The sequence below is a fragment of the Methyloceanibacter sp. genome (assembly GCF_049590335.1).
GTDB lineage: Bacteria > Pseudomonadota > Alphaproteobacteria > Rhizobiales > Methyloligellaceae > Methyloceanibacter.
On record NZ_JBAWCQ010000160.1, the window covers coordinates 1 to 21437 of the forward strand.

Consider the following 21437-nt stretch of genomic DNA (forward strand, 5'->3'; position numbering starts at 1 on the left):
ACCGAGATCGAGGCGCGGCGCGGCAAGCTGATGGATTCCATCGCCGAGGCGGAGCGGGACCGGGCTAAGGCCGCGGATGATCTAGCGGTGGCCGAAACGGGGCTGCGAGACCAGGACAAGGCCCTGCGCGGCGTCCAGGAGTGCCTCTCATCAGCCCGCGAAGGCAAGGCCGGTTGCGAGGCCAGGCTCGAAGGCGCCCGCGAGCGCCGCTCGGGCCTCGCCCGGCTGATCCGTGAGCAGATCGAGTGCACGCCGGAAGAATGCCTACCGCGCGCCAATCACGCCGAGGGCACCGACCTGCCCCCGCTCGACGACGTCGAGGCCCGCCTGACCAAGCTGAAGGCCGATCGCGAGCGGCTTGGCGGCGTGAACATGCGAGCCGAAGAGGAAGAGATCGAGCTTGCGGCGCAGCTGGAAGAGATGGAACGCGAGAAGGGTGATGTCGAAGAGGCGATCGTGCAGCTTCGCCAGGGCATTTCCAGTCTCAATCGCGAGGGGCGCAAACGGCTCCTCGAAGCCTTCGACACGGTCAACGCGCACTTCTCGCGCCTGTTCCAGACCCTGTTCGGCGGCGGCACGGCCGAGCTGAGACTGGTCGATTCGGACGACCCGCTGGAATCGGGGCTCGAAATTTTCGCCCAACCGCCCGGCAAGAGGACCCAAACCCTCTCGCTCATGTCCGGCGGCGAGAAGGCACTGACTGCTTTGGCATTGATTTTCGCGGTGTTTCTCACGAACCCCTCGCCCATCTGCGTGCTAGACGAGGTGGACGCCCCGCTGGACGACGCCAATGTGGATCGCTTCTGCCGGCTCATGGAGGAGATGTCGAAGGAAACCCAGACACGCTTCCTCATCATCACCCACCACCCACTGACCATGGCGCGTGTGAGCCGCCTGTTCGGGGTGACCATGCAGGAACGGGGCGTGAGCCAGCTAGTGTCCGTCGATCTGGAGACCGCCGAGCAGCTCCGCGACGCGGTCTAGCCTTCCAAACAGCGGACGGGCTAGTGACTGTTTTTGGGCTGTTTTTGGGGTCTTTTCGCTCCAAGTTCTGGATCGCGTTCCAAAAGTTCCGCGGACTCATCACATGCGGCGTCACAACAGCCGGGACTTTCTTGACACTCGGAAATCCCTAACTAAAGTGCGCGCGAAGCTTGAGGACCATCCGGTTCTCTAGGGCTCTCCCGGAATTGAGCGAAAACCAATGGCCGGAGCCGAAAATCAGTCCGGAGCCAAAAAAGGCAGCCAGGACACTGAGACTTTTCGGCGGCGACTAGACACGCTCGATGGGAAGCTGGCGAAGGCAAGAGGCCAACGTCCGCAACCGGTGGACTCCGAGGGAAGAGGCAAGGCCATGGGCCAGGCCCTCAAGCTGTCGACCGAGATGGTCGCGAGCGTTGCGGTTGGGGGAGTTATCGGCTGGACACTGGACTGGCTATTCGACACAAAGCCGATCCTGATGTTGGTGTTTCTCATTCTTGGGGGCGCCACCGGGATCCTGAATGTGATGCGGACAGCTAAGTCGATGCAGGGCGAGCCGATGCCAGGTCATCACTTGCGCACCAAGACGGAGCGCGAAGTGACGACAAATGACGATAAGGATTAGAGGTTTTGACCTTGATTGGCGCAGCCTACGCCGCTGAGGGCGCAGACCACGGTGGTGGTCATGGTGATGGCGGCATGCCCGATCCCATGCACCAGTTTGAGATCCAGCGGATCGTGCCGCTCGAGCTCTTTGGTTTCGATGCCTCCTTTACGAACTCAGCGCTCTTTATGGTGATTGGCGCGGTGCTCCTCACCGTCTTTATCCTTTTCGCCATGCGTAAGGCGGAGATGGTTCCCAACCGAACCCAGTCTGTCGCCGAGATTTCCTACCAGTTTGTTGCAACCATGGTCCGGGACAATGTCGGGACCGATGGGATGAAGTATTTCCCCTTCATCTTCACGCTGTTCATGTTCGTGCTTACGATGAACATGCTCGGCATGATGCCCTATTCGTTCACCGTGACGAGCCACATCATCGTCACCCTAGCGCTTGCGCTCTTCGTCTTCGTCGGCGTGACCCTGATCGGCTTCTGGAAGCACGGCATCGGCTTTTTGAAGTTTTTTGTGCCTTCGGGTGTACCGTTCATCCTATTGCCGCTGCTCGTAGTGATCGAAGTGATCTCCTACCTCACGCGGCCCGTCAGCCTGTCCGTGCGGCTTTTCGCCAACATGATGGCCGGCCACACCATGCTGAAAGTGTTCGGGTCGTTCGTAGTCGCGCTCGGCCTGATCGGCGGCTGGGCCGCGCTTGCCTTCATGGTGGCCTTTACGGGCCTCGAGATTTTGGTGGCGTTCCTGCAAGCCTATGTGTTCGCCATCCTCACGTGCATCTATCTCAACGATGCACTTCACATGCACTGATGCCATCACATCTTTAGATCGTTCCAAGGAGAGAGAATCATGGAAACAGAAGCAGCAAAACTGATCGGCGCAGGCCTCGCCTCGATCGCTCTTATCGGCGCCGGTGTCGGCATCGGCACCATCTTCGGTAACTACTTGCAGGGTGCGCTTCGCAACCCGTCGGCCGCTCCTGGTCAGTTCGCCAACCTGCTTCTCGGCTTTGCTCTTGCCGAAGCGACCGGCCTTTTCGGCCTCGTGGTTGCACTAATCATCTTGTTCGTGTTCTAGGCTGAGCCACAACCGGCTCTCTAAAAAGGACACGAACCATGCCGCAACTCAATCAGCTCGATTGGGCGCCGCAAATCATCTGGCTGATCATCACCTTCGGCATTCTCTATCTGCTGATGGTGTGGGTCGCGCTGCCGCGTATCGACGCTGTCATCGATAAGCGCGCGGCGAAAATCGCCGCCGACCTGAAAGCGGCGGAGACGAACAAGCGCGAGACCGAGGAAGCCATTGCCGCTTACGAGCAGGCTTTGGCGACGGCCAAACAGAAGGCGCACGCCATCGTCGACGAAGGCCGCGCCAAGTTGAAGGCCGAGACCGATGCGGAACGGGCCGAGCTCGACCAGCGGCTCGCCGCCAAGGCGGAAGAAGCGGCGGCAGAGATCGATAAGGCGAAGAAGTCGGCCATGAAAGACATCAACACTGTTGCTGCAGAGGCTGCGGCCGACATCGTCAAACAGCTGATCGGCGTGGCGCCCTCCAAGGCAGACCTCGAAAAGGCCGTTACGGCGGCACGGAGAGCGTAAACAGATGGATTTCCTTGCAACAGCCGAGTTCTGGGTCGCGGTCTCCTTCTTCTTGTTCGTCGGCCTCGTCTGGTATTTTGGGGTTCACAAGAAGATTGCGTCGGCCCTCGACGACCGGGCGGCGTCGATCGCCAAGGAACTCGCGGACGCCCAGGCCCTGCGGGAAGAAGCCGAGGCGGTCCTTGCCGACTACCGCAAAAAGACAAGCAACGCGGCGCGCGAGGCCGAGGACATTATCGAGCTCGCCGCCAAAGAGGCCGAAGCGCTTGCGCTGGAGACCTCCCGCACCATGACCGAGCAGTTCGAGCGCCGCATGAAAGTGGCCGAAGACAAGATTGCGCAAGCAAAAACCGATGCAATGCGTGATGTTCGGGCTGCCGCCGCCGATGCGGCTACCACGGCCGCGCAGACCGTCATTGCCGGCTCGCTCACACCTGAGACCGCCGACAAGCTGATCGGCGCTGGCATCGATGACCTGAAGTCGAAACTCAACTAAACTCCTCCGTTGAATCGCCTCCCGGGTTTTACCCGGGGAGCCGCTTGGTGTGCCGTGCGGTTGGCCGCGCGGACGACACGAGGGAGTCTGCGATGTGGAATAGCTTCGCTTACTATTTCCTCCTCACCGTTGAGTCTGTTTTCGGCGTCTTCGGCATTCGCCTCTCCGAGTAAGCGTCGTATCAGACCATCGGTCACGTCGGCGATCGGATCTAGGTTCGGCAATACGCACCGATCATGGCAGCGGAAGTCACCCTCCCCTATGGAGATGCGGAGGCTCGGAACCAGGCTTTTCGGATCTTGTTCGACTATATCTCTGGGGATAACAGCACGGCATCGGGCGCCGATCGAGTTGCGATGACCGTGCCTGTCGCCTTTGATGAGCCGCGGCGTGTCGCCATGACAGTTCCCGTGCAGGCAAGCTCTGACCGCGGCAAGATGCGGTTTTTCCTGCCCGCCAGGTACCCGGCCCGAGACGCCGCCACCGAAGCCCCTCGACGCGCGTGTCCAGATCGTTTCCTTTACCTGCGGAGACCGTCGCGGTTCTGCAATATTCGGGCTCCGGGCGGAATGCCACTGGCCAAAGAGCAGGATCTAATGAAAGCGCTCCAAGGGACCGATTGGCGCCCTCAGGGCCAACCCTACACGCTCTACTACGACCCCCCCCTTCGCGATCCCGTTTTTGCGGCGGAACGAAGCTGCTGTCGCCGTTGCAAAAGCCTCTACCGCACCACCGCGATGATGGGACCGTAACCGCCATGGCCGGGCCGATCGTTCCGCCTGAGCTCCGGCGCGTAGAGCCCCGGCGCCCAGCCGCCGTCTAGAAACAGCGCGTTCTGCACTCCGAGGCCGTCCCGGAAGATGCGCGCGAAGTCGTAGAAGCTGACCCGCCCCTTGGTCATGACGAAATAGACCGCTCCGTCCGGCGCCACACCGACCCCGTTGCGCGGCTTGAAATCGCTCGACTTCTGGAGAAATGCCGGATGAATGACGCCCTTAACGACCAGCATCGGCCCCGACTGCGTGGCGAAGGCGGCACCCGGTTTTTGTGCCTGGAACTGACCGCTTTCCAGGACACCGGCGCGCCCATCGCCCCAATAGAACACACCGTTGGGCTTCTTATAGAAATTGGGAATCTGGCTGGGCCGCCCTTTGACCGTCTTGGTGTTGAGCCCAGAAAGCCTGCGCCCGTTCTCGATATGAAGGCCGACAGGGCTGAAATCACGCTCATACATGCCGCCGTTCATAGCAAAGAGGAGCGTGCGGCCCTCGCCGCTTAGCGCGTTCGAAAGCGCATCGAAAGTACGGAACGGACGTCCGTTCCCCCCCTGCCAGAACAGCCGGAGATCGTCCACCGCCGGGTCGAATTTGCAAACGACATACGACGCGCCAAGGATCCGCCGGTCTTCGCATCCGCCCGCTGACGCGGTGGCGCTCCCTAGGCCCCAGACGGCGATCGCTAGAGCGATCCGGACAAGCCCCTGCGCCATCATGTGTCGCGACATAGGCTCTCCGTCCCTATTTCAGCGCCACGAAGACTTTGTAGTCCTCGAGCCGCGTGCCCGGCCGCACCGGCAAAGATATCTGACGTACCATGGAGAAATAGCCGACCGTCTGATCGCCGGGGACCGTGACCCGCACGGTCATGCGATCCTGCGCGATCTGCGCCTTATAGGCGTCCGTGGCCTTGACCGACACCGGTAGCGAGTAGCTGCCCGCATGGCCCTTGGGGCCAAGAAGCACCCGCCCCGCATAACCGTATTTCACGAGCACGCGCCCGCCAGTGAGTTGGCATTCGCGCGAGAGCTTGGTGATTTCCCCGCGATAGACGATGAAGTTCGCATCGCCGTCATGACCGCGCTGGTAGACCGTCCGCAGTTTCTCGTTGGGCCAGGCGACGACCTGGGGACAGCTGGACGCGCGACCGGCGGCGTATGTTGTCGCAGGCGCGGTCGCAACCGCAGACTCGGATGAGGGAAGCGAGGGTAAATCGATTGTGGGCAACCGGTCCGGCAGGCGCTCGCTGGAAAAACCTGACGTACCACCACCGCCGCCGCAGCCCGAAACGATCGCCATGCCCGCGCAAAGCGTCACGAACCCGATCATGGGGCTCCAATATTGCCGGCTCTTGTGCCTCAACACTCCCGCCCTTCGCTTGACATGCCCGGCGTCCACGCCTGATATGCTCGAGCGCGCCAAAATTTGTTTCCTAGACGACCTGCGCGCTTCTGGGCTGACATTTGTGCCGAAATTATCGGTCGATGTCAGTCCCTACAAGACCCGTGTCGGGGCCCCAATGCGGATTATTCCCGCCTGCCGGAGGCAAGCTCGGCGCTGTTTTGGGCTGAATTGGGGCCGTTGGGGTTTGAAGCTGAGCAGTTCTGGAGCATCGATGACCCGTTCACCTGCGACTCCGCAGCATAGCGAGCGGCCCCCGCTCACGGTCTATCTTGCATCGCCGCGTGGGTTCTGCGCCGGCGTGGACCGGGCGATCCAGATCGTCGAGCTGGCGTTAGAGAAGTACGGCGCGCCGGTCTATGTGCGCCACGCCATCGTTCACAACCGGTACGTCGTGGAGTCCCTGGAGGCCAAAGGGGCTGTCTTCGTTGAGGAGCTGGACGAGATTCCCGTATCGGACGCCCCGATCGTTTTCTCTGCACACGGCGTGCCGAAGTCGGTTCCGGCCGACGCACGCAACCGCCGCATGTTCGTGTTGGACGCGACGTGCCCCTTGGTCTCCAAGGTTCATATCGAAGCCGAGCGGCTGTTCGATCGCGGTCACGAGATCCTGCTGATCGGCCATGCCGGCCATCCCGAGGTCATCGGAACGACAGGACAATTGCCGCCGGGCGCCGTCAAGCTGATCGAGACGAGCGAGGACGCGGCCCGTTTCACGCCCAACGACACCTCGAAGCTCGCGGTCATCACCCAGACAACTCTTTCTGTGGACGATACGCGCGAGATCCTGTCGGTCCTGCAGCGCCGCTTTCCGGACATTGTCGTCCCCCGCACAGACGATATCTGTTATGCGACGACAAACCGGCAGGACGCGGTCAAGCGAATCGCGCCACAATGTGACAGGATGGTTATCGTCGGCTCACCGAATAGTTCGAACTCCTTGCGCCTGGTGGAAGTGGCCCAGCGCGCCGGGTGTCCGCGCGCCATGCTCGTCGAACGCAGTAGCGAGATCGACTGGAGAGAATTTGAGAGCATCCGCAGTCTCGGCGTGACCGCCGGTGCGTCGGCGCCGGAGGTTCTGGTCGACAGCATCATCAATGCCTTCGCGGAGCGCTTCGATCTGGCCGTGCAGACAGTGACCACAACCGAGGAGACGGTCACCTTCAAGCTGCCGCGTCCCTTGAGAGACACGACGGCGGCATAGATGGCTGTCTATACGGATGTCAGCGATCAAGAGCTCGAGGGCTTCATCGCGAGTTACGACATCGGCACCCTGACCTCGTTCAAGGGCATCGCCGAAGGCGTCGAGAACTCCAACTACCTCATTCATACCGACGCCAGCCCCTTCATCCTTACGCTCTACGAAAAACGCGTGCGTTCGGAGGATCTGCCGTACTTCCTGTCCTTGATGGAGCATCTGGCAGCAGCCGGGATCACATGCCCGCTGCCGGTGCGCGACCGCGAAGGCCGTATCCTAAGAGAGCTCGCCGGCCGCCCTGCAGCCCTTATCAGCTTCCTGGAGGGCGTTTGGATCAGGCGCCCCGGGCTCGTCCACTGTGCTGAGCTCGGCACCGTGCTCGCGAAATTCCATCTCGCCGGACTCGATTTCCCCATGCACCGCGGCAACGATCTGTCGCTGCCGGGCTGGGGGGCGCTGTTCGGGGATGTGCTTGGCACCGCCGACACCGTCATCCCGGGCCTGCACGACGAAATCGCCGGTGAGCTCGACTTTCTCGGCGCGCACTGGGCTACGGACCTGCCGGTCAGTGTGATCCACGCGGATCTGTTTCCCGACAACGTGTTTTTTCTCGGCGACAAGCTGTCCGGCCTGATCGACTTCTACTTCGCCTGCAACGATATGATGGCCTATGACTTGGCCGTCTGCCTCAATGCCTGGTGTTTCGAGCCCGACGCTTCGTTCAACGTGACCAAGGCGCGTGCCATGTTGCAGGCCTACGAAAACAAGCGGCCTCTGACGGGTCCCGAGCGGGACGCGCTTCCCCTGCTCGCACGCGGCGCCGCGCTGCGGTTTCTGTTGACCCGCACTTACGACCTGCTCAACACGGACGCGAACGCGTTCGTAAAGACCAAAGACCCGCGCGAGTATCTGCGGAAGCTACGCTTTCATCAGCGTGTGCAATCCTACCGCGATTACGGACTCGGATCGGATTGAGGACTAACACTATGGCTGCCCGCCCCAAAGTCGTCATTCACACCGACGGTGCCTGTTCCGGCAATCCCGGCCCCGGCGGCTGGGGCGCGATCCTGGAGTCGGGTCCCCATCGCAAGGAACTCAAAGGCGGTGAGGCGCAGACCACCAATAACCGCATGGAGTTGACCGCGGCCATCGAAGCCCTAGAAGCGCTCAAAACGCCGTCGGATGTCGAACTCTATACGGACTCGAACTATCTACGCGGCGGGATCACCAGCTGGATCAAAGGGTGGAAGCGAAACGGCTGGCGCACCGCCGACAAGAAGCCCGTCAAGAATGTCGAGCTATGGCAGCGGCTCGAACAAGCCGAAGCGCCCCATCGCGTGGACTGGCATTGGGTTAAAGGCCATGCCGGACACGGCGAGAACGAGCGCGCGGACGAGCTGGCCCGCGAAGGCCTGGCACCGTTTTGGAGCCAAGGCTGACGCCTAGGTTGGGGCTAGCCCGCCTTACAGCGCTGCAAGGACGGCCTCAGCGGCGGAGACTTCCGCAACGCCGGTGTTCTCCTCGGTCCGGAGCACTTTCACGGTCCCGTCCTCGACGACCATCGCGTAGCGCTTGGAGCGTGCGCCGAGGCCGACGCCGCTGCCATCGAAGTCCATGCCGATTTTCTTCGTGAATTCGGCGTTGCCGTCCGACAGGATCGTCACCTTGCCCGCCGCACCTGTCATCTCGCCCCAGGCCGAGATCACAAACGGATCGTTGACGGCCACGCAGACCACCTCATCCACACCCTTTGCCTTGAACGCGTCGGCTGCCTGGATAAAGCCCGGCAGATGCTTGAGGTGACAGGTTGGGGTGAAGGCGCCCGGCACGGCGAACAGCACGACTTTTTTGCCGCCGAACACGTCCTTTGTGCTCAAGGTGTCGATCCCATTTGGGCTCATGATGCGAAACGTGGCTTCTGGAAGGGTATCTCCTTCGGCGATGGTCATGCGTGTCGTCTCCTTGAGTGCTTGGCCTTGGACATGCCTGGCTCTGGCTCTCCGCGGCCTTGGCTGTGCGTGGCGCTTTGGTTTTTCAGGCTTGCAGGCAGGACACCATACCGGCTTGCCGCGTGACCGCCAATCGAGCGTTGGAACGGTGTGGGCGAGGCCTGCGTTACCCCTTGCGATCGTAGAAACACGACGCGGGCCCCGTGAAGGCCGCATGGAGGCCCGATGACAAGAATTGGCATACTCACGGTCGCGGCAGCTGGCCTGGCAATCGCGGGGTGTACGACCGGCGAGAAACGGGTCAGTGGCGCGGCCATCGGAGGCGTGTTCGGGGCCGCCATCGCAGGACCACTTGGTGCGGGCGCAGGCGCCGCGGCGGGCGCTGCGACAGCGCCCAGCATCGCGCGGTAAGATGCGCGGGCCTACGGCTGGGTGCGGGTTGTCTCGCTTGCGCCCTGGTCCGAAATGAGCGTGAAACTCAACGGCTTACCCGTGGCGGCCGCGGCTTCTTCCGGTGTGGCGAAGACGACGGAAAAGCGCCGCCTGCCATCCTTCAGCGGCCCGAGCGCCTTGGGAACAGGCACTAGGACCTCCTCGCTCGCAACAAAGAGATCCGTATTTGTGGCCCCCGGGGCAAAGTAGGCGTCCACCTCGAGACCTGGCGCATCGCCATCCAGGTTAGCGGTGACCACCTCGAGACGCGGCAGCGTCTCAGGCCTTGCGGGCTTGGGGACGCGCGCGCTGGCCTGTTCAATGAGCATCGCATCTCCCTTGCCGAGATCGACCGGAAGGACCGCTTTGAGATCTACTGAATTGGGAATGCACAAATCCTTGCACAGCCCATAGTCGAAGGTCAGCGATAGCTCGACGGGCTGCCCCGCCTGCTCGGGTGTGACCTTGACTGGAAAAACAACTTCATCGTCGTACCCGATCGCCGTCCCGCTCGCATCGGCGAAGCGATGGGGCACTGGATAGAACACTTCCGCGCTCTTAACGTTCTTGGAGCCGGACCAGTCGAAGCGCGGGGGCACCCCGGAGTCTCCCGGATTGCGCCAGTATGTTTTCCAGCCGCGCTCCATGCGAAGTTGAACGCCGGCAAAAAGGGCTTGGCTACCGTCGTCTTGCACGGTCCCGCTCACCAGACGCACTTTCGAGTTGGTTTGGCCCGACCAGGGGGACTGGCCTGGAGAGGCCGCCTGGCCTGTGACTGCCAAACTCGCAAAAGATAGGATGGCGATTGCGAGGCCGCCGGCGCGCGCTCGGCCGACCGATAAATTTCTCATCATCAAGTACAACATTGCTGCTGAAGCTAATCGCTACTCACTACGCATGCGAGCTTGACCAAGCTTTTAAGGAGTCAATGTTTTGTGAGCGACGCGACGAGAGCGCGCGGCCCTGCCTTAATTCACCTGCCCTCTTCCCTCAGTCCGGAACTGCTGTAGCATGATCGCATGGACTCAGATTTCCATTCTGACGATGAGGTCTATCTCGAAGGCCAACTCCTGATTGCGATGCCGTCGATGGGAGATCCGCGCTTCTCCCGCTCGGTCATTTATGTCTGCGCCCACTCTTCGGAAGGCGCGATGGGCATCATCATCAATCAGCGCGCGCCCAATATCAGCTTTGCCGAATTGCTGGAGCAGCTGAAGATCGTCCCCACGGAAGATCGGATTTCCCTGCCGTCCGCCATGAACGCCATGGATGTGTATCTGGGCGGTCCTGTCGAGACAGGCCGCGGCTTCGTGCTTCATAGTGCCGACTATTTCAAGGCCGACAGCACGCTCCCTATCAATGACAGCGTTTGCCTGACGGCCACGATCGACATTCTACGCGATATCGCCAAGGGCAGCGGACCAACCCAGGCGCTTCTGGCATTGGGTTATGCGGGCTGGGCACCGGGGCAGCTCGAGGATGAGATTCAGTCCAATGGCTGGCTCAACTGTCCCGCCAACCCAGAATTGGTGTTCGACCCGGCTGTCGACCGGAAATACAACCGGGCGCTCGACAGCCTCGGTGTCGATCCTAGCCATCTGGTGAGCGATTCCGGCCACGCCTAGCGGCGCCCTGTCGTGACACCTCTCTTAGCCCGTCTTCGAACTGGAACAGCCGCGCTGGGCATGTTCAGCCTTAGGCCTGGGCAGTGCTCGGCCTCGGCAGGCTCGGAATGTCGGCCGGGTTCTGCACCTCGACGTCGAGGCTGGATGGGGTACGCTCGGCTTGGGCCCGTTCGCGCTCCTTGCGGCGCCGATGATTAGCAAGCGCGTTCAGCAGCGCGCCGACATCCCGCGCCGACATGGGCTCGCCGTAATAGAAACCCTGACCGAATTCGCAGCCGATGGAGCGCAAATAGCTTGCATCGGCTTGGTTCTCGACGCCCTCGGCCACGACTTCCTTGCCGAGTTCATGGGCAAGCGTCACCACCGAGCGAAGTATGAGCGGCGTCTGGTCGTCGATCGCACTGTCATGCACGAGTGACTTGTCGACCTTGATGATGTCGAACGGGAACCGGTGCAGATAGCTAAGCGAACTATAGCCCGTGCCGAAATCGTCCAGGGCCAAGCTCGCGCCATAAGTCTTGAGCCAAGTGAGAATCTCGACCGCGCGTTCAGGATTCTCCATCACCAAAGACTCGGTCACTTCAAGTTTCAGCGTGCCGCGCGACACCTGCTCCCGCGCGAGGAGCAGCCTGATCTCCTGCACCATGTCCTGGCGGAAAAGCTGCCGGCTGGAAACGTTGACACTGACGAAGAGCGGGTCGCGATCCCGCGGCAAGACGCGATGCCAGGTCGCCGCCTCGTCCAAGGCCTGGCTGAGGACATAGCTGCCGAGCTCTACGATCAGTCCCGACTCCTCCGCAAGCGGAATAAAGTCCTGCGGCGACAAGCGGCCGCGCGTCGGGTGATCCCAGCGCATGAGCGCCTCGAAGCCTGCGAGCTGGTTCGAAGCCAAGCGTGTGATAGGCTGGTAGAGCACCGAGATCTGCTGACGCTGCAGCGCCATGCGCAGCTCGCTTTCGAGCGGCAGACGGTTTTCTTCCTCCGTGCGTATGGCCGGATTGAAAATCTCGATACGGTCGGTGCCGCGACGCTTGGCACGGAGCATCGCCAGTTCGCCGTCGCGCAACATGTCCTGCGCGTTGGTCTGCGACCCGTCATGGACCACGATGCCGATTGAAGCGGTGAGAATGATTTCCTTGGTGCTGATCTTCATCGGTGTGCGCAGTGCACGGCGCACGCGCTCGGCCAATGTTGCGACGTGATGCGGGTCGCTATCCGAAACGAGCAGAATGGCGAACTGGTCGCCCCCGAGACGAGCGAGCGTGTCTTGCGGGTTGAGGTGACGCGCAAGCCGACGCCCGAGCGTCAACAGCATCGAGTCCCCGATGACAAGGCCGAAGCTCTTGTTGACGTTCTTGAAGCGATCGATGTCGATAAAGAGAACCGTCGGCCGGCTTGCCTGTCCCTCTGTCGCGCGGGTGATCGCACCGTCGAGCCGGTCCATGAAAAGCTCACGATTGGGAAGGCCCGTGAGGCTGTCATGCACAGCATCGTGCATCAGGCGCTCATGGGAGCGCTTGAGATTGGTCACGTCGCGCAACAGGCCGACGCAGCGTAGGAGCCGGACATTGTCGTTTTGCGCTGCCTGAGCACTGAGCTCGTACCAAAGATAGGTTCCGTCCTGGCGGCGCAAGCGGAAGTCTGTTTGGAATTCCCCGCCCTTCTTCTCCTGCAGCGATTGCATGAGCAGCCTGAAGCGCTCCCGATCGGAGGCATGCATGTGCTTTAAAAATTCGCTCACGGACACATTGAGCGCGCCTGGTTCGAGCCCGAGCTCCGCCTCTACATCATCGCCGACAGTGATGAGATCTCGGCCCGCGTGCCACTGGAACACGTGAGTGCCGGAACCGTCGACCGCGAGGGATTTCATTTGCACAAGACTGGGCGGCCCAAGGCTCATCGCAGATCCACCCGCATGGAAGGCAAACTGCGTGACGGTGAATCCGAGCAACACCAAGATCAGCACGAGCCCAGCGATGAGACTCGAACCGACGACTTCCCCTGAGAGTTTTCCGGTGACGATCATCGAGGCGCCGAAGAGCCACACAATGAGCAACATCCAGCTCGGAATGAGAGACAGCGCGCGGTCCTGGCCGCGCAAGGAGAAGTAGGCGATCAGCACGGTTCCAACGCCGGCTATCAGGATAGTCGAAGCGCGCGCGATGCCTGCCGCAGTCTGCGGGTCCACGATCGCCACCACGATCAGAATAAACTGCGCCGCGATCCACACCCAGAACACGGTACGGATCCACACATGCCATAAGCCGATCCGCAAGAATGTGTAGAGGAACAGCGCAAGGCTGGCGGCAAGCCCTGCTTCGGCCGCTGCGCGATAGGTTGCCGTACGATCGGGCCCCACGGGGAACAGCTTGTTCCAGAAACCGAAGTCCACACAGAAATAGACCAACGCCGCCCAAGCAACGAGCGCAGTCGCCGGAAAGATCGCGCGATGGTTCGCCGCAAAGATCGCCGTCAGAAAAATTGCAAGGAGCCCGGTGATGCCCAAGAGCACGCCCTTGAACAACATGCTGTCTTGCTGTTTCGCCTGGTAGAACTTCGGCGTCCACAGCGTGAGCTGCGGCACCTTTGAGGATGCAAGCTCCGCCGCATAGGTGACCGCCTGTCCCGGTTCTAGCGTCAGCCGGAACATGTCGGCCCTATCGCTCTTCAAGGATTCGGGCCGGAAACCGAGCGACGGCGTGACCGCCGTGATGCGAGGTGCGTCGAGTTCGGGGCGAAACACACCCGAATTCGCCAGTGTGTAACGCGGGGCCACGAGCCAGCGTACGATGCGCTGATCGGTTGGATTGGAGAGTGCAAAGACCAGCCAGCTAGGATCGGTGCCCGGCGTCGAGGCCTGAACGGCCATCCGCCCGATATAGCCGTCGGGGCCTGGTGCCGTCTCGATCTGGAGCCGGTCTCCCCGCCCCTCGTAGAGCTCACCCTTTGTGGTGATTTCCATCTTGGCGGCGTCGGGATTCACCGGAATGGCTTCAATCGCAACGGCGACGTTCGCAAGCGGTGGAAGGACCAGCGACAAGACGAGCAGCAGCGCATAGGCAAGCACGAGCAATCCGGCCCGGCGCTGTCGCCAGACCACAGAGCGTCTAGGCACGGCGCATCGGGCGCTCACCGAGCCATCTGTCGCCACTATCACCCTCCCGTTTCCTAACCGCGCGAATCCGTATCCAGGAGCGCGTAGAGCACATGATCGCGCCAGTCTCCGTTGATACGTAAATACCGGCGCGCCAGTCCTTCCCGCGTGAATCCGACCCTCTTCAAAAGGCGCATCGACGCGGTATTCGTCGGTAGGCACGCCGCCTCGAGCCGGTGCAATTCAAGCGAATCGAATACAAATGGCACCACCGCACGAACTGCGGCGGTCATATAACCCCGCTTGGCGTGCGCGGCGCCGACCCAGTAGCCAAGCGTGCAAGACTGCGTTACCCCGCGGCGGACATTACACAAGGTAATTCCGCCCACTAGCGCCGTAGACCGCGTATCGTAGACAAACAAGGCGTAGCCCATGTCCTCGCGCATGTCGCGCAAATAGTGGCGCACACGCCGGCGGAACGAAGCCCGCGACAGTTCGTCCGGCGCCCAAAGCGGCTCCCAGGGAACAAGGAAGTCCCGGCTGGTTGCCCGCAACTCCGCCCAGGCCGGATAGTCCGACATTTGGGGGGCACGCAGCACCACCCGCTCGGTCTCGATGACCGGCCCGATATCACCCGGGGTTGCAGCTCGCAGCAAGGCCATGTGTCAGCACCCTCTTCAGGCGGCTCTGCTCGCCGGGACGATAAACTTGTCGGCCACAGCTTCGAATTGTCCAAGATTAACAACGGGGCCCACGGTCGCAAGACTCACTGGCGTTCCCAAAACTTTCTGAAGCAGGGCCTGAAGATCGGCTGTTTCAACCGCCTCGATCCGCTCGACCAGCTCCGAGGTCGGCAGCACACGCCCGCGAAACAGGATGTGGCGCGCGAGTTGCTCGACGCGGGCGCTCGAACTCTCAAGCGCCGCCAGAAGTCCCATCTTCATCTGGGCCTTCACCCGTGCAAGCTCGGCCTGATCGAAGCCATCGGCCGCCGCGCGCTCCAGCTCGTCGCGAATGACGGAGAAGAGTTCGTGCGCCTTTTCGGGTGCGCCTGCCGCGTGGACAACGAACATTCCACTATCGGTCAGTCCGCTGGAGAAGGCGTATACGGAGTAGCATAGGCCGCGCCGCTCCCGCACTTCCTGGAACAGCCGGGAAGACATGCCTCCGCCGAGGGCGCCAGCCAGGATCTGAGACTTGAAGTATTCGGGCTGATGGTAGGCCGATGCCTCGAGCGCGATCATCAGATGGGTCTGCTCGAACGGCTTGGCGGAATGCCTACGACCGCCGGCGTAGACCGCCTGTTGAGGAACGGGCGTACCCTCGGACGACAGGCCGGCCAACCGGCGTTCAGCTTCCGCTACGAGCGCATTGTGGTCCACAGCACCCGCGGCCGCCAGAACCATGTTCGGGCCATGATAATGGGTCGTGAGATAGGCGCCGAGATGGTCCCGCTCAAATCCGACCACGCTTTGCGCCGTGCCTAGAATGGTCCGCCCCACCGGCTGATCGGGAAACGCCGCCTCGGAGATGAAGTCGTAGACGATGTCATCGGGAGAATCGGAACTCGCGGCGATCTCCTGGAGAATAACGTCGCGCTCCCGGGCAAGTTCAGCGCCGTCGAAGCGCGGCTCCAAGATGATGTCGCTCAGAATGTCCAATGCGAGCGGCATGTCCTTGGGCAGCACTCGCGCATAGTACCCGGTCGAATCGACCGAGGTCGCCGCATTTATGTCGCCGCCAACCGCTTCGATCTCCTCGACGATCTGCCGCGCGCTGCGCCGCTTCGTGCCCTTGAAGGCCATGTGCTCCAAGAAATGCGCGATGCCGTGTTCCGTCAGCTGTTCTGAACGGCTCCCGGCGCCGATCCAAATGCCGAGCGACACGGTCTCCACCTCGGGCATGGTGTGACTGACAACGGTCAAGCCGTTGCTCAGCGTGGACTGGGTCACGCTCACGCTTCGGCCCCTGTCAGCGGCTGTGCGGCGCGCGCGCGCGTCACCATGAAATCTGCGACGGTGGCGATGTCCGCCGGTAGGACCGTGCAGCGCTCTTCGCTTCCAAGCTTCAATGTGAGGCGGTCAGGTTGCGCCGGCTCGACGCCAATGGCGCGCTTGACGGCATCGGGGAACTTTGCCGGATGGGCTGTCGACAAGACCACCATTGGCGTGGTTCCGAGCACCGGTTCCTGCTGGGAGGCGGCGATGCCGACAGCCGTGTGCGGATCGACCACCATGCCGGTTTCTTCGAATACCCCCCGAATGGTCATCTCGGTCACATCCTCTCCAGCGGAATGGGCACTGAAAAGATCGCGGAGCTGCCCATACTCGCCTTGGCTCAGCTGGAACGAGCCCTGGCGGCGCAAATCCTCCATCAAGTTCCGAACTCTGGACGCATCCCTCCCCGCAATCTCGAACAAGAGGCGCTCGAAATTGCTGGCAAGCTGGATGTCCATGCTGGGACTTGCGGTCGCGACCACACCTTGCGGTTCATAAGTCCCCGAGGCAAAGGCGCGGGGTAAACTGTCATTGAGGTTCGTGGCAATAACGAGGCGTTGGACTGGCAGCCCCATCGCGCGCGCGGCGTAACCTGCGAAAACATCGCCGAAATTTCCGGTGGGCACGGTGAAGGCCACCGGGCGGTACGGGGCCCCGAGCGTCACCGCCGAGGTGAAATAGTAGCCGATCTGGGCCAGGATCCGGGCAACGTTGATGGAGTTGATCCCGGTCAGGCAAAGCTTTTCGTTCAACTCCTGATCGCCGAACAGCGCTTTCACAATCGACTGGCAATCATCGAACGTGCCTTCAACCGCGATGTTATGGATGTTGGCTTCGGTGGCGGTCGTCATCTGGCGGCGCTGAACGTCGCTGACGCGACCCTTGGGGTGCAGGATGAAGACGTCGATGGCATCCAGCCCGCGGAAGGCCTCGATGGCAGCAGCGCCCGTATCGCCAGAGGTTGCGCCGACGACCGTGGCGCGCTGCCCGCGCCGCCGCAGCGCCCGGTTCATGAACCGCGAGACGACCTGCATAGCTAGGTCTTTGAAAGCCAGCGTCGGCCCGTGAAACAGCTCCAGAACAAAGCTGTTCGGCCCTATCTGGCTGAGCGGCGCGGTGGCGGGGTGGTGGAAGCCGTCATAGGCCTCCGAAAGCACCTCTTCGAGGTCGGCAAGGCAAGGATCGCCTTCAAGGAAGGGCGCCATGACGCGGCAGGCAGCGTCGGCATAATCGAGACCGGCGAGCGCGGCGATCTCGTCCGGCGGAAGCCGCGGCCAGGCCTCGGGCATGAACAGGCCGCCATCGTTGGCGAGCGCAGCCAAAAGCGCGCCCTCGAACGAGAGCGCCGGGGCAGACCCGCGCGTTGAAATGAACTTCAAGATGTGCCTTTCACCGGAACGCCGTCGCCTTTTTGCCAGACCCTAGCCCCCGGAGAGCAGGCCCGCAACATGGCCCAGTACTGCGGTTAAGACCGTCTGCCGGTGATCGCACTCCAGACATAGACGACGTAGATGACGAGCAGGCTCGCCGCCAGTGAGAACCAAGTCAGAGCGTATTGAAGGTGCTTGTTGGGCAGTTCGAGCCGTGTTTGGCCGCCTTTGGGCCAGCCGCCCGGGACCTCGGTCGCGCCCGCCTCCAGGTAGAAGGGAACAACATCCACGGTCCCACCAGGAAACATGGACCGCGACATGCCGCCAAGATCCCGCGTGAACCATTGGTTGGCGTCCACATCGTTGTCGGGCGAAAACAGGTCGGGCTTCCCCGGCTTACGCAAGAGGCCCGCTACCGTGACCACATCCTGGAACTGCCCAACTTCGCGCGCTTTGGGATCCCGGAATTCCAATGGAACGAAGCCTCTGTCGACAAGAACGACACGCCCCGATGCCGTCTCCAACGGTGTGATGACATGCCAACCGGCTTCGCCGTCCCGTGAGATCGCATAGAGATACCGCTCAAGGTCGTTGTGATACCGGCCCTCTACTTTTACGGCCACATAGCTCGCGTCCCGCAGTTTGCGATCAATCTCGATCGCGCGCTCCAGCGTCACGGGCTTGCGCTCGCTGCGCGTCTCGATGCGCTCGATAATGCGCTCTTTCCATTCGAGCCGATCGAGCTGCCACATGCCGAGCCAGATTAGGATAGCAAAGCCAATCACGGCGGCCACGGTGAGCCTGATGAGAGCCGGAGTACTCATGGGGTGGCGCTAGCTGTCGGAGACAAGCTTGCCTTCTTCGGCCCTGTTCCGGAATTGGAGCGCGATCAAGACGCCCTTGAAACTACGAAGCAGAAGAAGTGGAAGAACGAGCGCCGCCGCGCCCCAAGCCAAAGCGTGCACCCAGTATGGCGGCTGGTAGACGGCCTCGACATATAGCGCGGCCCCGACGATGATGAAGCCTGCGAACAGCATCACGAAGATCGCGGGTCCATCGCCGGAGTCGGCGAAGTCGTAGTTGAGGGCGCAGACCTTGCAGGACGGCGCCAGGGTCAGATAGCCATCGAACATCTTGCCCTTGCGGCAGGACGGGCAGTGCCCAAGGATTCCCGCCAACAGGGTCGTGCTCAAGGGCATATCCGCCTTCCGGCTATGCAAGTCGTTCATGTCAGCCCCTTGGCCAAAACAGAAAGGGGCGGCCGCGCGACCGCCCCGTTCCCAATCAGGTTCGTCTCGCCGCTAGTGGCCTGCATTCGCTCCAGCGCCCCAGATATAGATGGAGCAGAACAGGAACAGCCACACAACGTCGACGAAATGCCAATACCAAGCGGCCGCCTCGAAGCCGAAATGCTTGTGCGGCGTGAAATGCCCCGCCAGCGCCCGGAACAGACACACCAGCAGAAAGATAGTGCCGACGATCACATGGAAGCCATGGAAGCCCGTGGCCATGTAGAACGTGGAGCCATAGATGTGGTTGGAAAAACCGAAGCCGGCATGCATGTACTCATAAGCCTGCAGGCAGGTGAAGAGAACGCCCAGAACTACGGTGCAGGCCAGACCCCAAACCAGACCCTTCCGATCATCGTGCAGCATGGCGTGGTGAGCCCAGGTTGCGGTCGTTCCGGACGTCAGCAGGATCAGCGTGTTGACCCAGGGCAGGCCCCAAGGATCGAAGGTGTGCCCAAAAAAGCCAAGGCCCGGAACGTCGGCCTCGGCGCTCGGGATCGGCGGCCAGACGCCACCGGTGACCTGCGTACGGGCATAAGTCACGGCATCGTCGGGAAACAGAGCCACGTCGAAATAGGCCCAGAACCAAGCCACGAAGAACATCACCTCGGAGGCGATGAACAAGATCATGCCGTAGCGTAGGTGAAGCTGGACCACCGGCGATTGATGACCCTCGGCCTCTTCCTTGATGACGTCTCGCCACCAGCCGAACATGGTGATGATGACGATCGCGAGGCCTGGAATAACGTACCAGAGCTCCGGTTCGCCGGCCTTCTTGCTCATGAAATACATGAGGGCGCCAAGCGCCAGCACCAAGCCGCCAAGCGCTCCGAGAAGCGGCCACGGGCTCGGATTGAGTAGATGGTAGTCGTGTTGTGGTTTTGCGTGAGCCTGGGCCATCGTGAGTTCCCCTTCCTCCCCAATCGATCTTTAAGGCGCCTCAATCCGCGCCATGTCGCTTACGATCCCGGCGTCCTATCCCCCGGCGCAGCAGCGACATCTGACGGGTCGTCGCTCCGGTAGAAGGTATAGGACAGCGTAATCTCCTCAATGTTTTTCGTACTCATATCTTCGACGATATTGGGATCGACAAAGAACGTAACGGGCATTTCGACGCTCTGCCCCGCGGCGAGCGTCTGCTGCTTGAAGCAGAAGCATTCGATCTTCGTGAAATAGCGCCCCGCGATCTCCGGGGCTACGTTGAAACCGGCCGTTCCACTCACGGACTTGCCCGTATTGTTGTGGGCTTTAAAGAAGACGAGCGCCGACTCTCCGATGCGCACATCCACCGATCGCTGTTCGGCCCCAAATTGCCAGGGCAGGTCCTGCTCCACGTTCGTGTCGAACCGGATCTTGATCTTGCGATCGAGCACCGTGTCGGGGGCGGCCTCGGCGACTTGCGGCACACCGCCGATACCGGTCGCTTGGCAGAACATGCGATAAAGCGGGACGGCCGCGAAGGACAGCCCGAGCATTCCGGCCACGACCCCGGCGAGCGTCAGCGCAACGAGGCCACGTTTGTCGCGTCCTGCCATTTTGGTGCCGCTATCACCCATTTGTTTCACGCTTCTGCGCCTCACACTTCAGATTGCCCTCTCGGCGACGTTTCCGCCGAGCCGGACAATGGTGACGACAAAAAACAATATGACAAGCACCGCGAGGGTCCAGGCAATTGCCAAAGACCTTCTGCGTTGGCGGCGGTTGCGTTCGGCTTCGGCATCTTCCATCACTACGTCCAAATACGGGGGCCCAAGCCACCCGCGAACCCAAACCCATGCTCCACGAGCAACGCCGCAAAAAGTACGAAGAGGTAGAGGATCGAATAGGCGAAAAGATTCTTCGCCGCCCGCTCAGCCGCCTCGCCCTCTCGCTGCCGGTAGCAATCGAAGGCAAGCACCAGGAAGAACGCGCCGAAGACCGCTGCGACCACGGTGTAGAGCGACCCGCCAAGTCCGATAACGGAGGGCACCATGCCGAGAGGCACCAGGATGATGCTGTAGATCAGAATTTGGCGGCGCGTCTCATCACCACCATGGGTGACGGGCAGCATGGGAACCCCGGCCCGCTCGTAGTCGGCACTACGGATCAGGGCCAAAGCCCAGAAATGGGGTGGCGTCCACATGAAGATTATCAGGAAGAGCACGAAAGACTCGAGGCTTACCGTGCCGGTGGCCGCGGCCCAACCGATCATGGGCGGCAAAGCGCCTGCCGCGCCGCCAATCACGATGTTCTGGGGCGTCGAGCGCTTCAGCCACATCGTATAGACGAAAACGTAGAAGCCGATTGTGAAGGCGAGCAGCCCCGCGGCAACCCAATTGGCCATAAGACCGAGACAGAGAACGGAGCCAATCCCGAGCACGGAGCCGAAGGTCAAGGCCTCGTTGGCCGTGAGCGCGCCTTGCGGCAGAGGACGGGATGCGGTGCGGGCCATGCGAGCATCGATGTCCGCGTCGTACCACATATTCAGCGCACCCGACGCGCCCGCCCCGACCGCGATGCAAATGAGCGCGGCAATGGCGAGGACGGGGTGTATCTGCACCGGTGCGACGACCAACCCGACAAGCGCCGTGAACACCACGAGGAACATGACGCGCGGCTTCAGCAGTGCCGCAT

At 61.7% G+C, this 21437-nt stretch carries 25 protein-coding genes; 12 read left to right on the forward strand and 13 right to left on the reverse strand.

Going from position 1 to position 21437, the window contains the following annotated elements; genetic code table 11:
* The 7 genes from WBQ77_RS11870 to WBQ77_RS11900 form a co-directional block, all read left to right on the forward strand.
* A partial coding sequence (locus tag WBQ77_RS11870) for an AAA family ATPase (RefSeq protein WP_424060430.1) occupies positions 1-984 on the forward strand: 984 nt, incomplete at its 5' end.
* Positions 985-1354: 370 nt separating this feature from the next.
* Positions 1355-1606 (forward strand): AtpZ/AtpI family protein, encoded by a 252-nt coding sequence (locus WBQ77_RS11875; RefSeq protein WP_424042742.1) that lies wholly within the window; start codon positions 1355-1357, stop codon positions 1604-1606.
* A 74-nt stretch (positions 1607-1680) separates the two neighbouring features.
* Positions 1681-2406, forward strand: a complete 726-nt coding sequence (locus WBQ77_RS11880; RefSeq protein ID WP_424042744.1) for a F0F1 ATP synthase subunit A — start codon at positions 1681-1683, stop codon at positions 2404-2406.
* Between the two features lie 39 nt (positions 2407-2445).
* Complete coding sequence (locus WBQ77_RS11885) at positions 2446-2673, forward strand: F0F1 ATP synthase subunit C (RefSeq protein ID WP_424042741.1); 228 nt, start codon at positions 2446-2448, stop codon at positions 2671-2673.
* Positions 2674-2711: 38 nt separating this feature from the next.
* Positions 2712-3197, forward strand: coding sequence for a F0F1 ATP synthase subunit B (locus WBQ77_RS11890; RefSeq protein ID WP_424060432.1), 486 nt, complete (start codon positions 2712-2714; stop codon positions 3195-3197).
* Positions 3198-3201: 4 nt separating this feature from the next.
* Positions 3202-3693 carry an ATP F0F1 synthase subunit B gene (locus WBQ77_RS11895; RefSeq protein ID WP_424042739.1) on the forward strand — a complete coding sequence of 164 codons (492 nt, stop codon included), beginning with the start codon at positions 3202-3204 and terminating at the stop codon, positions 3691-3693.
* A gap of 236 nt (positions 3694-3929) precedes the next feature.
* Positions 3930-4445 (forward strand): heme-binding protein, encoded by a 516-nt coding sequence (locus tag WBQ77_RS11900; protein WP_424060434.1) that lies wholly within the window; start codon positions 3930-3932, stop codon positions 4443-4445.
* Here WBQ77_RS11900 and WBQ77_RS11905 read toward each other — a convergent pair.
* Positions 4415-5197 carry a phosphodiester glycosidase family protein gene (locus WBQ77_RS11905; RefSeq protein ID WP_424045014.1) on the reverse strand — a complete coding sequence of 261 codons (783 nt, stop codon included), beginning with the start codon at positions 5195-5197 and terminating at the stop codon, positions 4415-4417. The two genes, WBQ77_RS11900 and WBQ77_RS11905, sit on opposite strands and share 31 nt — an antisense overlap.
* A 13-nt stretch (positions 5198-5210) precedes the next feature.
* On the reverse strand, positions 5211-5834 hold the full coding sequence (locus WBQ77_RS11910; protein ID WP_424060435.1) for a hypothetical protein: 624 nt from the start codon (positions 5832-5834) through the stop codon (positions 5211-5213).
* 250 nt (positions 5835-6084) lie between these two features.
* On the opposite strand from WBQ77_RS11910, the gene ispH reads away from it, so the two are divergent.
* Genes ispH through rnhA form a run of 3 tightly spaced genes read left to right on the forward strand, consistent with a single transcriptional unit; the run spans position 6085 to position 8507 of the window.
* Positions 6085-7074 (forward strand): 4-hydroxy-3-methylbut-2-enyl diphosphate reductase, encoded by a 990-nt coding sequence (gene ispH / locus WBQ77_RS11915; protein WP_424045017.1) that lies wholly within the window; start codon positions 6085-6087, stop codon positions 7072-7074.
* Positions 7075-8043 carry a homoserine kinase gene (gene thrB, locus WBQ77_RS11920; RefSeq protein ID WP_424045018.1) on the forward strand — a complete coding sequence of 323 codons (969 nt, stop codon included), beginning with the start codon at positions 7075-7077 and terminating at the stop codon, positions 8041-8043.
* Between the two features lie 11 nt (positions 8044-8054).
* Positions 8055-8507 carry a ribonuclease HI gene (rnhA, locus tag WBQ77_RS11925; protein WP_424045020.1) on the forward strand — a complete coding sequence of 151 codons (453 nt, stop codon included), beginning with the start codon at positions 8055-8057 and terminating at the stop codon, positions 8505-8507.
* 24 nt (positions 8508-8531) lie between these two features.
* On the opposite strand, the gene WBQ77_RS11930 is transcribed toward rnhA, so the two are convergent.
* On the reverse strand, positions 8532-9017 hold the full coding sequence (locus tag WBQ77_RS11930) for a peroxiredoxin (RefSeq protein ID WP_424045022.1): 486 nt from the start codon (positions 9015-9017) through the stop codon (positions 8532-8534).
* Positions 9018-9242: 225 nt separating this feature from the next.
* Here WBQ77_RS11930 and WBQ77_RS11935 point away from each other — a divergent pair, with 225 nt between their 5' ends.
* Positions 9243-9428 carry a hypothetical protein gene (locus tag WBQ77_RS11935; RefSeq protein WP_424045024.1) on the forward strand — a complete coding sequence of 62 codons (186 nt, stop codon included), beginning with the start codon at positions 9243-9245 and terminating at the stop codon, positions 9426-9428.
* A gap of 11 nt (positions 9429-9439) precedes the next feature.
* On the opposite strand, the gene WBQ77_RS11940 is transcribed toward WBQ77_RS11935, so the two are convergent.
* Positions 9440-10144 (reverse strand): protein-disulfide reductase DsbD domain-containing protein, encoded by a 705-nt coding sequence (locus tag WBQ77_RS11940; protein ID WP_424060436.1) that lies wholly within the window; start codon positions 10142-10144, stop codon positions 9440-9442.
* 324 nt (positions 10145-10468) lie between these two features.
* On the opposite strand from WBQ77_RS11940, the gene WBQ77_RS11945 reads away from it, so the two are divergent.
* Entirely contained in the window at positions 10469-11074 is a 606-nt protein-coding gene (locus WBQ77_RS11945; protein ID WP_424045028.1) for a YqgE/AlgH family protein, read from the forward strand.
* Between the two features lie 70 nt (positions 11075-11144).
* On the opposite strand, the gene WBQ77_RS11950 is transcribed toward WBQ77_RS11945, so the two are convergent.
* The 9 genes from WBQ77_RS11950 to cyoE all read right to left on the reverse strand — a co-directional run bounded on the left by WBQ77_RS11950 (position 11145) and on the right by cyoE (position 21429).
* Positions 11145-14174, reverse strand: a complete 3030-nt coding sequence (locus WBQ77_RS11950) for an EAL domain-containing protein (RefSeq protein WP_424060437.1) — start codon at positions 14172-14174, stop codon at positions 11145-11147.
* Between the two features lie 68 nt (positions 14175-14242).
* Positions 14243-14830, reverse strand: a complete 588-nt coding sequence (locus WBQ77_RS11955) for a GNAT family N-acetyltransferase (RefSeq protein WP_424045032.1) — start codon at positions 14828-14830, stop codon at positions 14243-14245.
* A 15-nt stretch (positions 14831-14845) separates the two neighbouring features.
* On the reverse strand, positions 14846-16126 hold the full coding sequence (locus WBQ77_RS11960) for a M16 family metallopeptidase (protein WP_424060438.1): 1281 nt from the start codon (positions 16124-16126) through the stop codon (positions 14846-14848).
* Positions 16123-17544, reverse strand: a complete 1422-nt coding sequence (thrC, locus tag WBQ77_RS11965) for a threonine synthase (RefSeq protein ID WP_424045036.1) — start codon at positions 17542-17544, stop codon at positions 16123-16125. The genes WBQ77_RS11960 and thrC overlap by 4 nt, the downstream gene beginning before the upstream one ends.
* An 86-nt stretch (positions 17545-17630) precedes the next feature.
* Complete coding sequence (locus tag WBQ77_RS11970) at positions 17631-18359, reverse strand: SURF1 family protein (RefSeq protein ID WP_424045037.1); 729 nt, start codon at positions 18357-18359, stop codon at positions 17631-17633.
* 9 nt (positions 18360-18368) lie between these two features.
* Entirely contained in the window at positions 18369-18764 is a 396-nt protein-coding gene (locus tag WBQ77_RS11975) for a DUF983 domain-containing protein (RefSeq protein ID WP_424045039.1), read from the reverse strand.
* A 72-nt stretch (positions 18765-18836) separates the two neighbouring features.
* Complete coding sequence (locus WBQ77_RS11980) at positions 18837-19724, reverse strand: cytochrome c oxidase subunit 3 (RefSeq protein ID WP_424045040.1); 888 nt, start codon at positions 19722-19724, stop codon at positions 18837-18839.
* Between the two features lie 59 nt (positions 19725-19783).
* Positions 19784-20359 (reverse strand): cytochrome c oxidase assembly protein, encoded by a 576-nt coding sequence (locus tag WBQ77_RS11985; RefSeq protein WP_424045042.1) that lies wholly within the window; start codon positions 20357-20359, stop codon positions 19784-19786.
* Positions 20360-20553: 194 nt separating this feature from the next.
* Positions 20554-21429, reverse strand: coding sequence for a heme o synthase (gene cyoE / locus WBQ77_RS11990; RefSeq protein WP_424060439.1), 876 nt, complete (start codon positions 21427-21429; stop codon positions 20554-20556).
* Between the last annotated feature and the right edge of the window lie 8 nt (positions 21430-21437).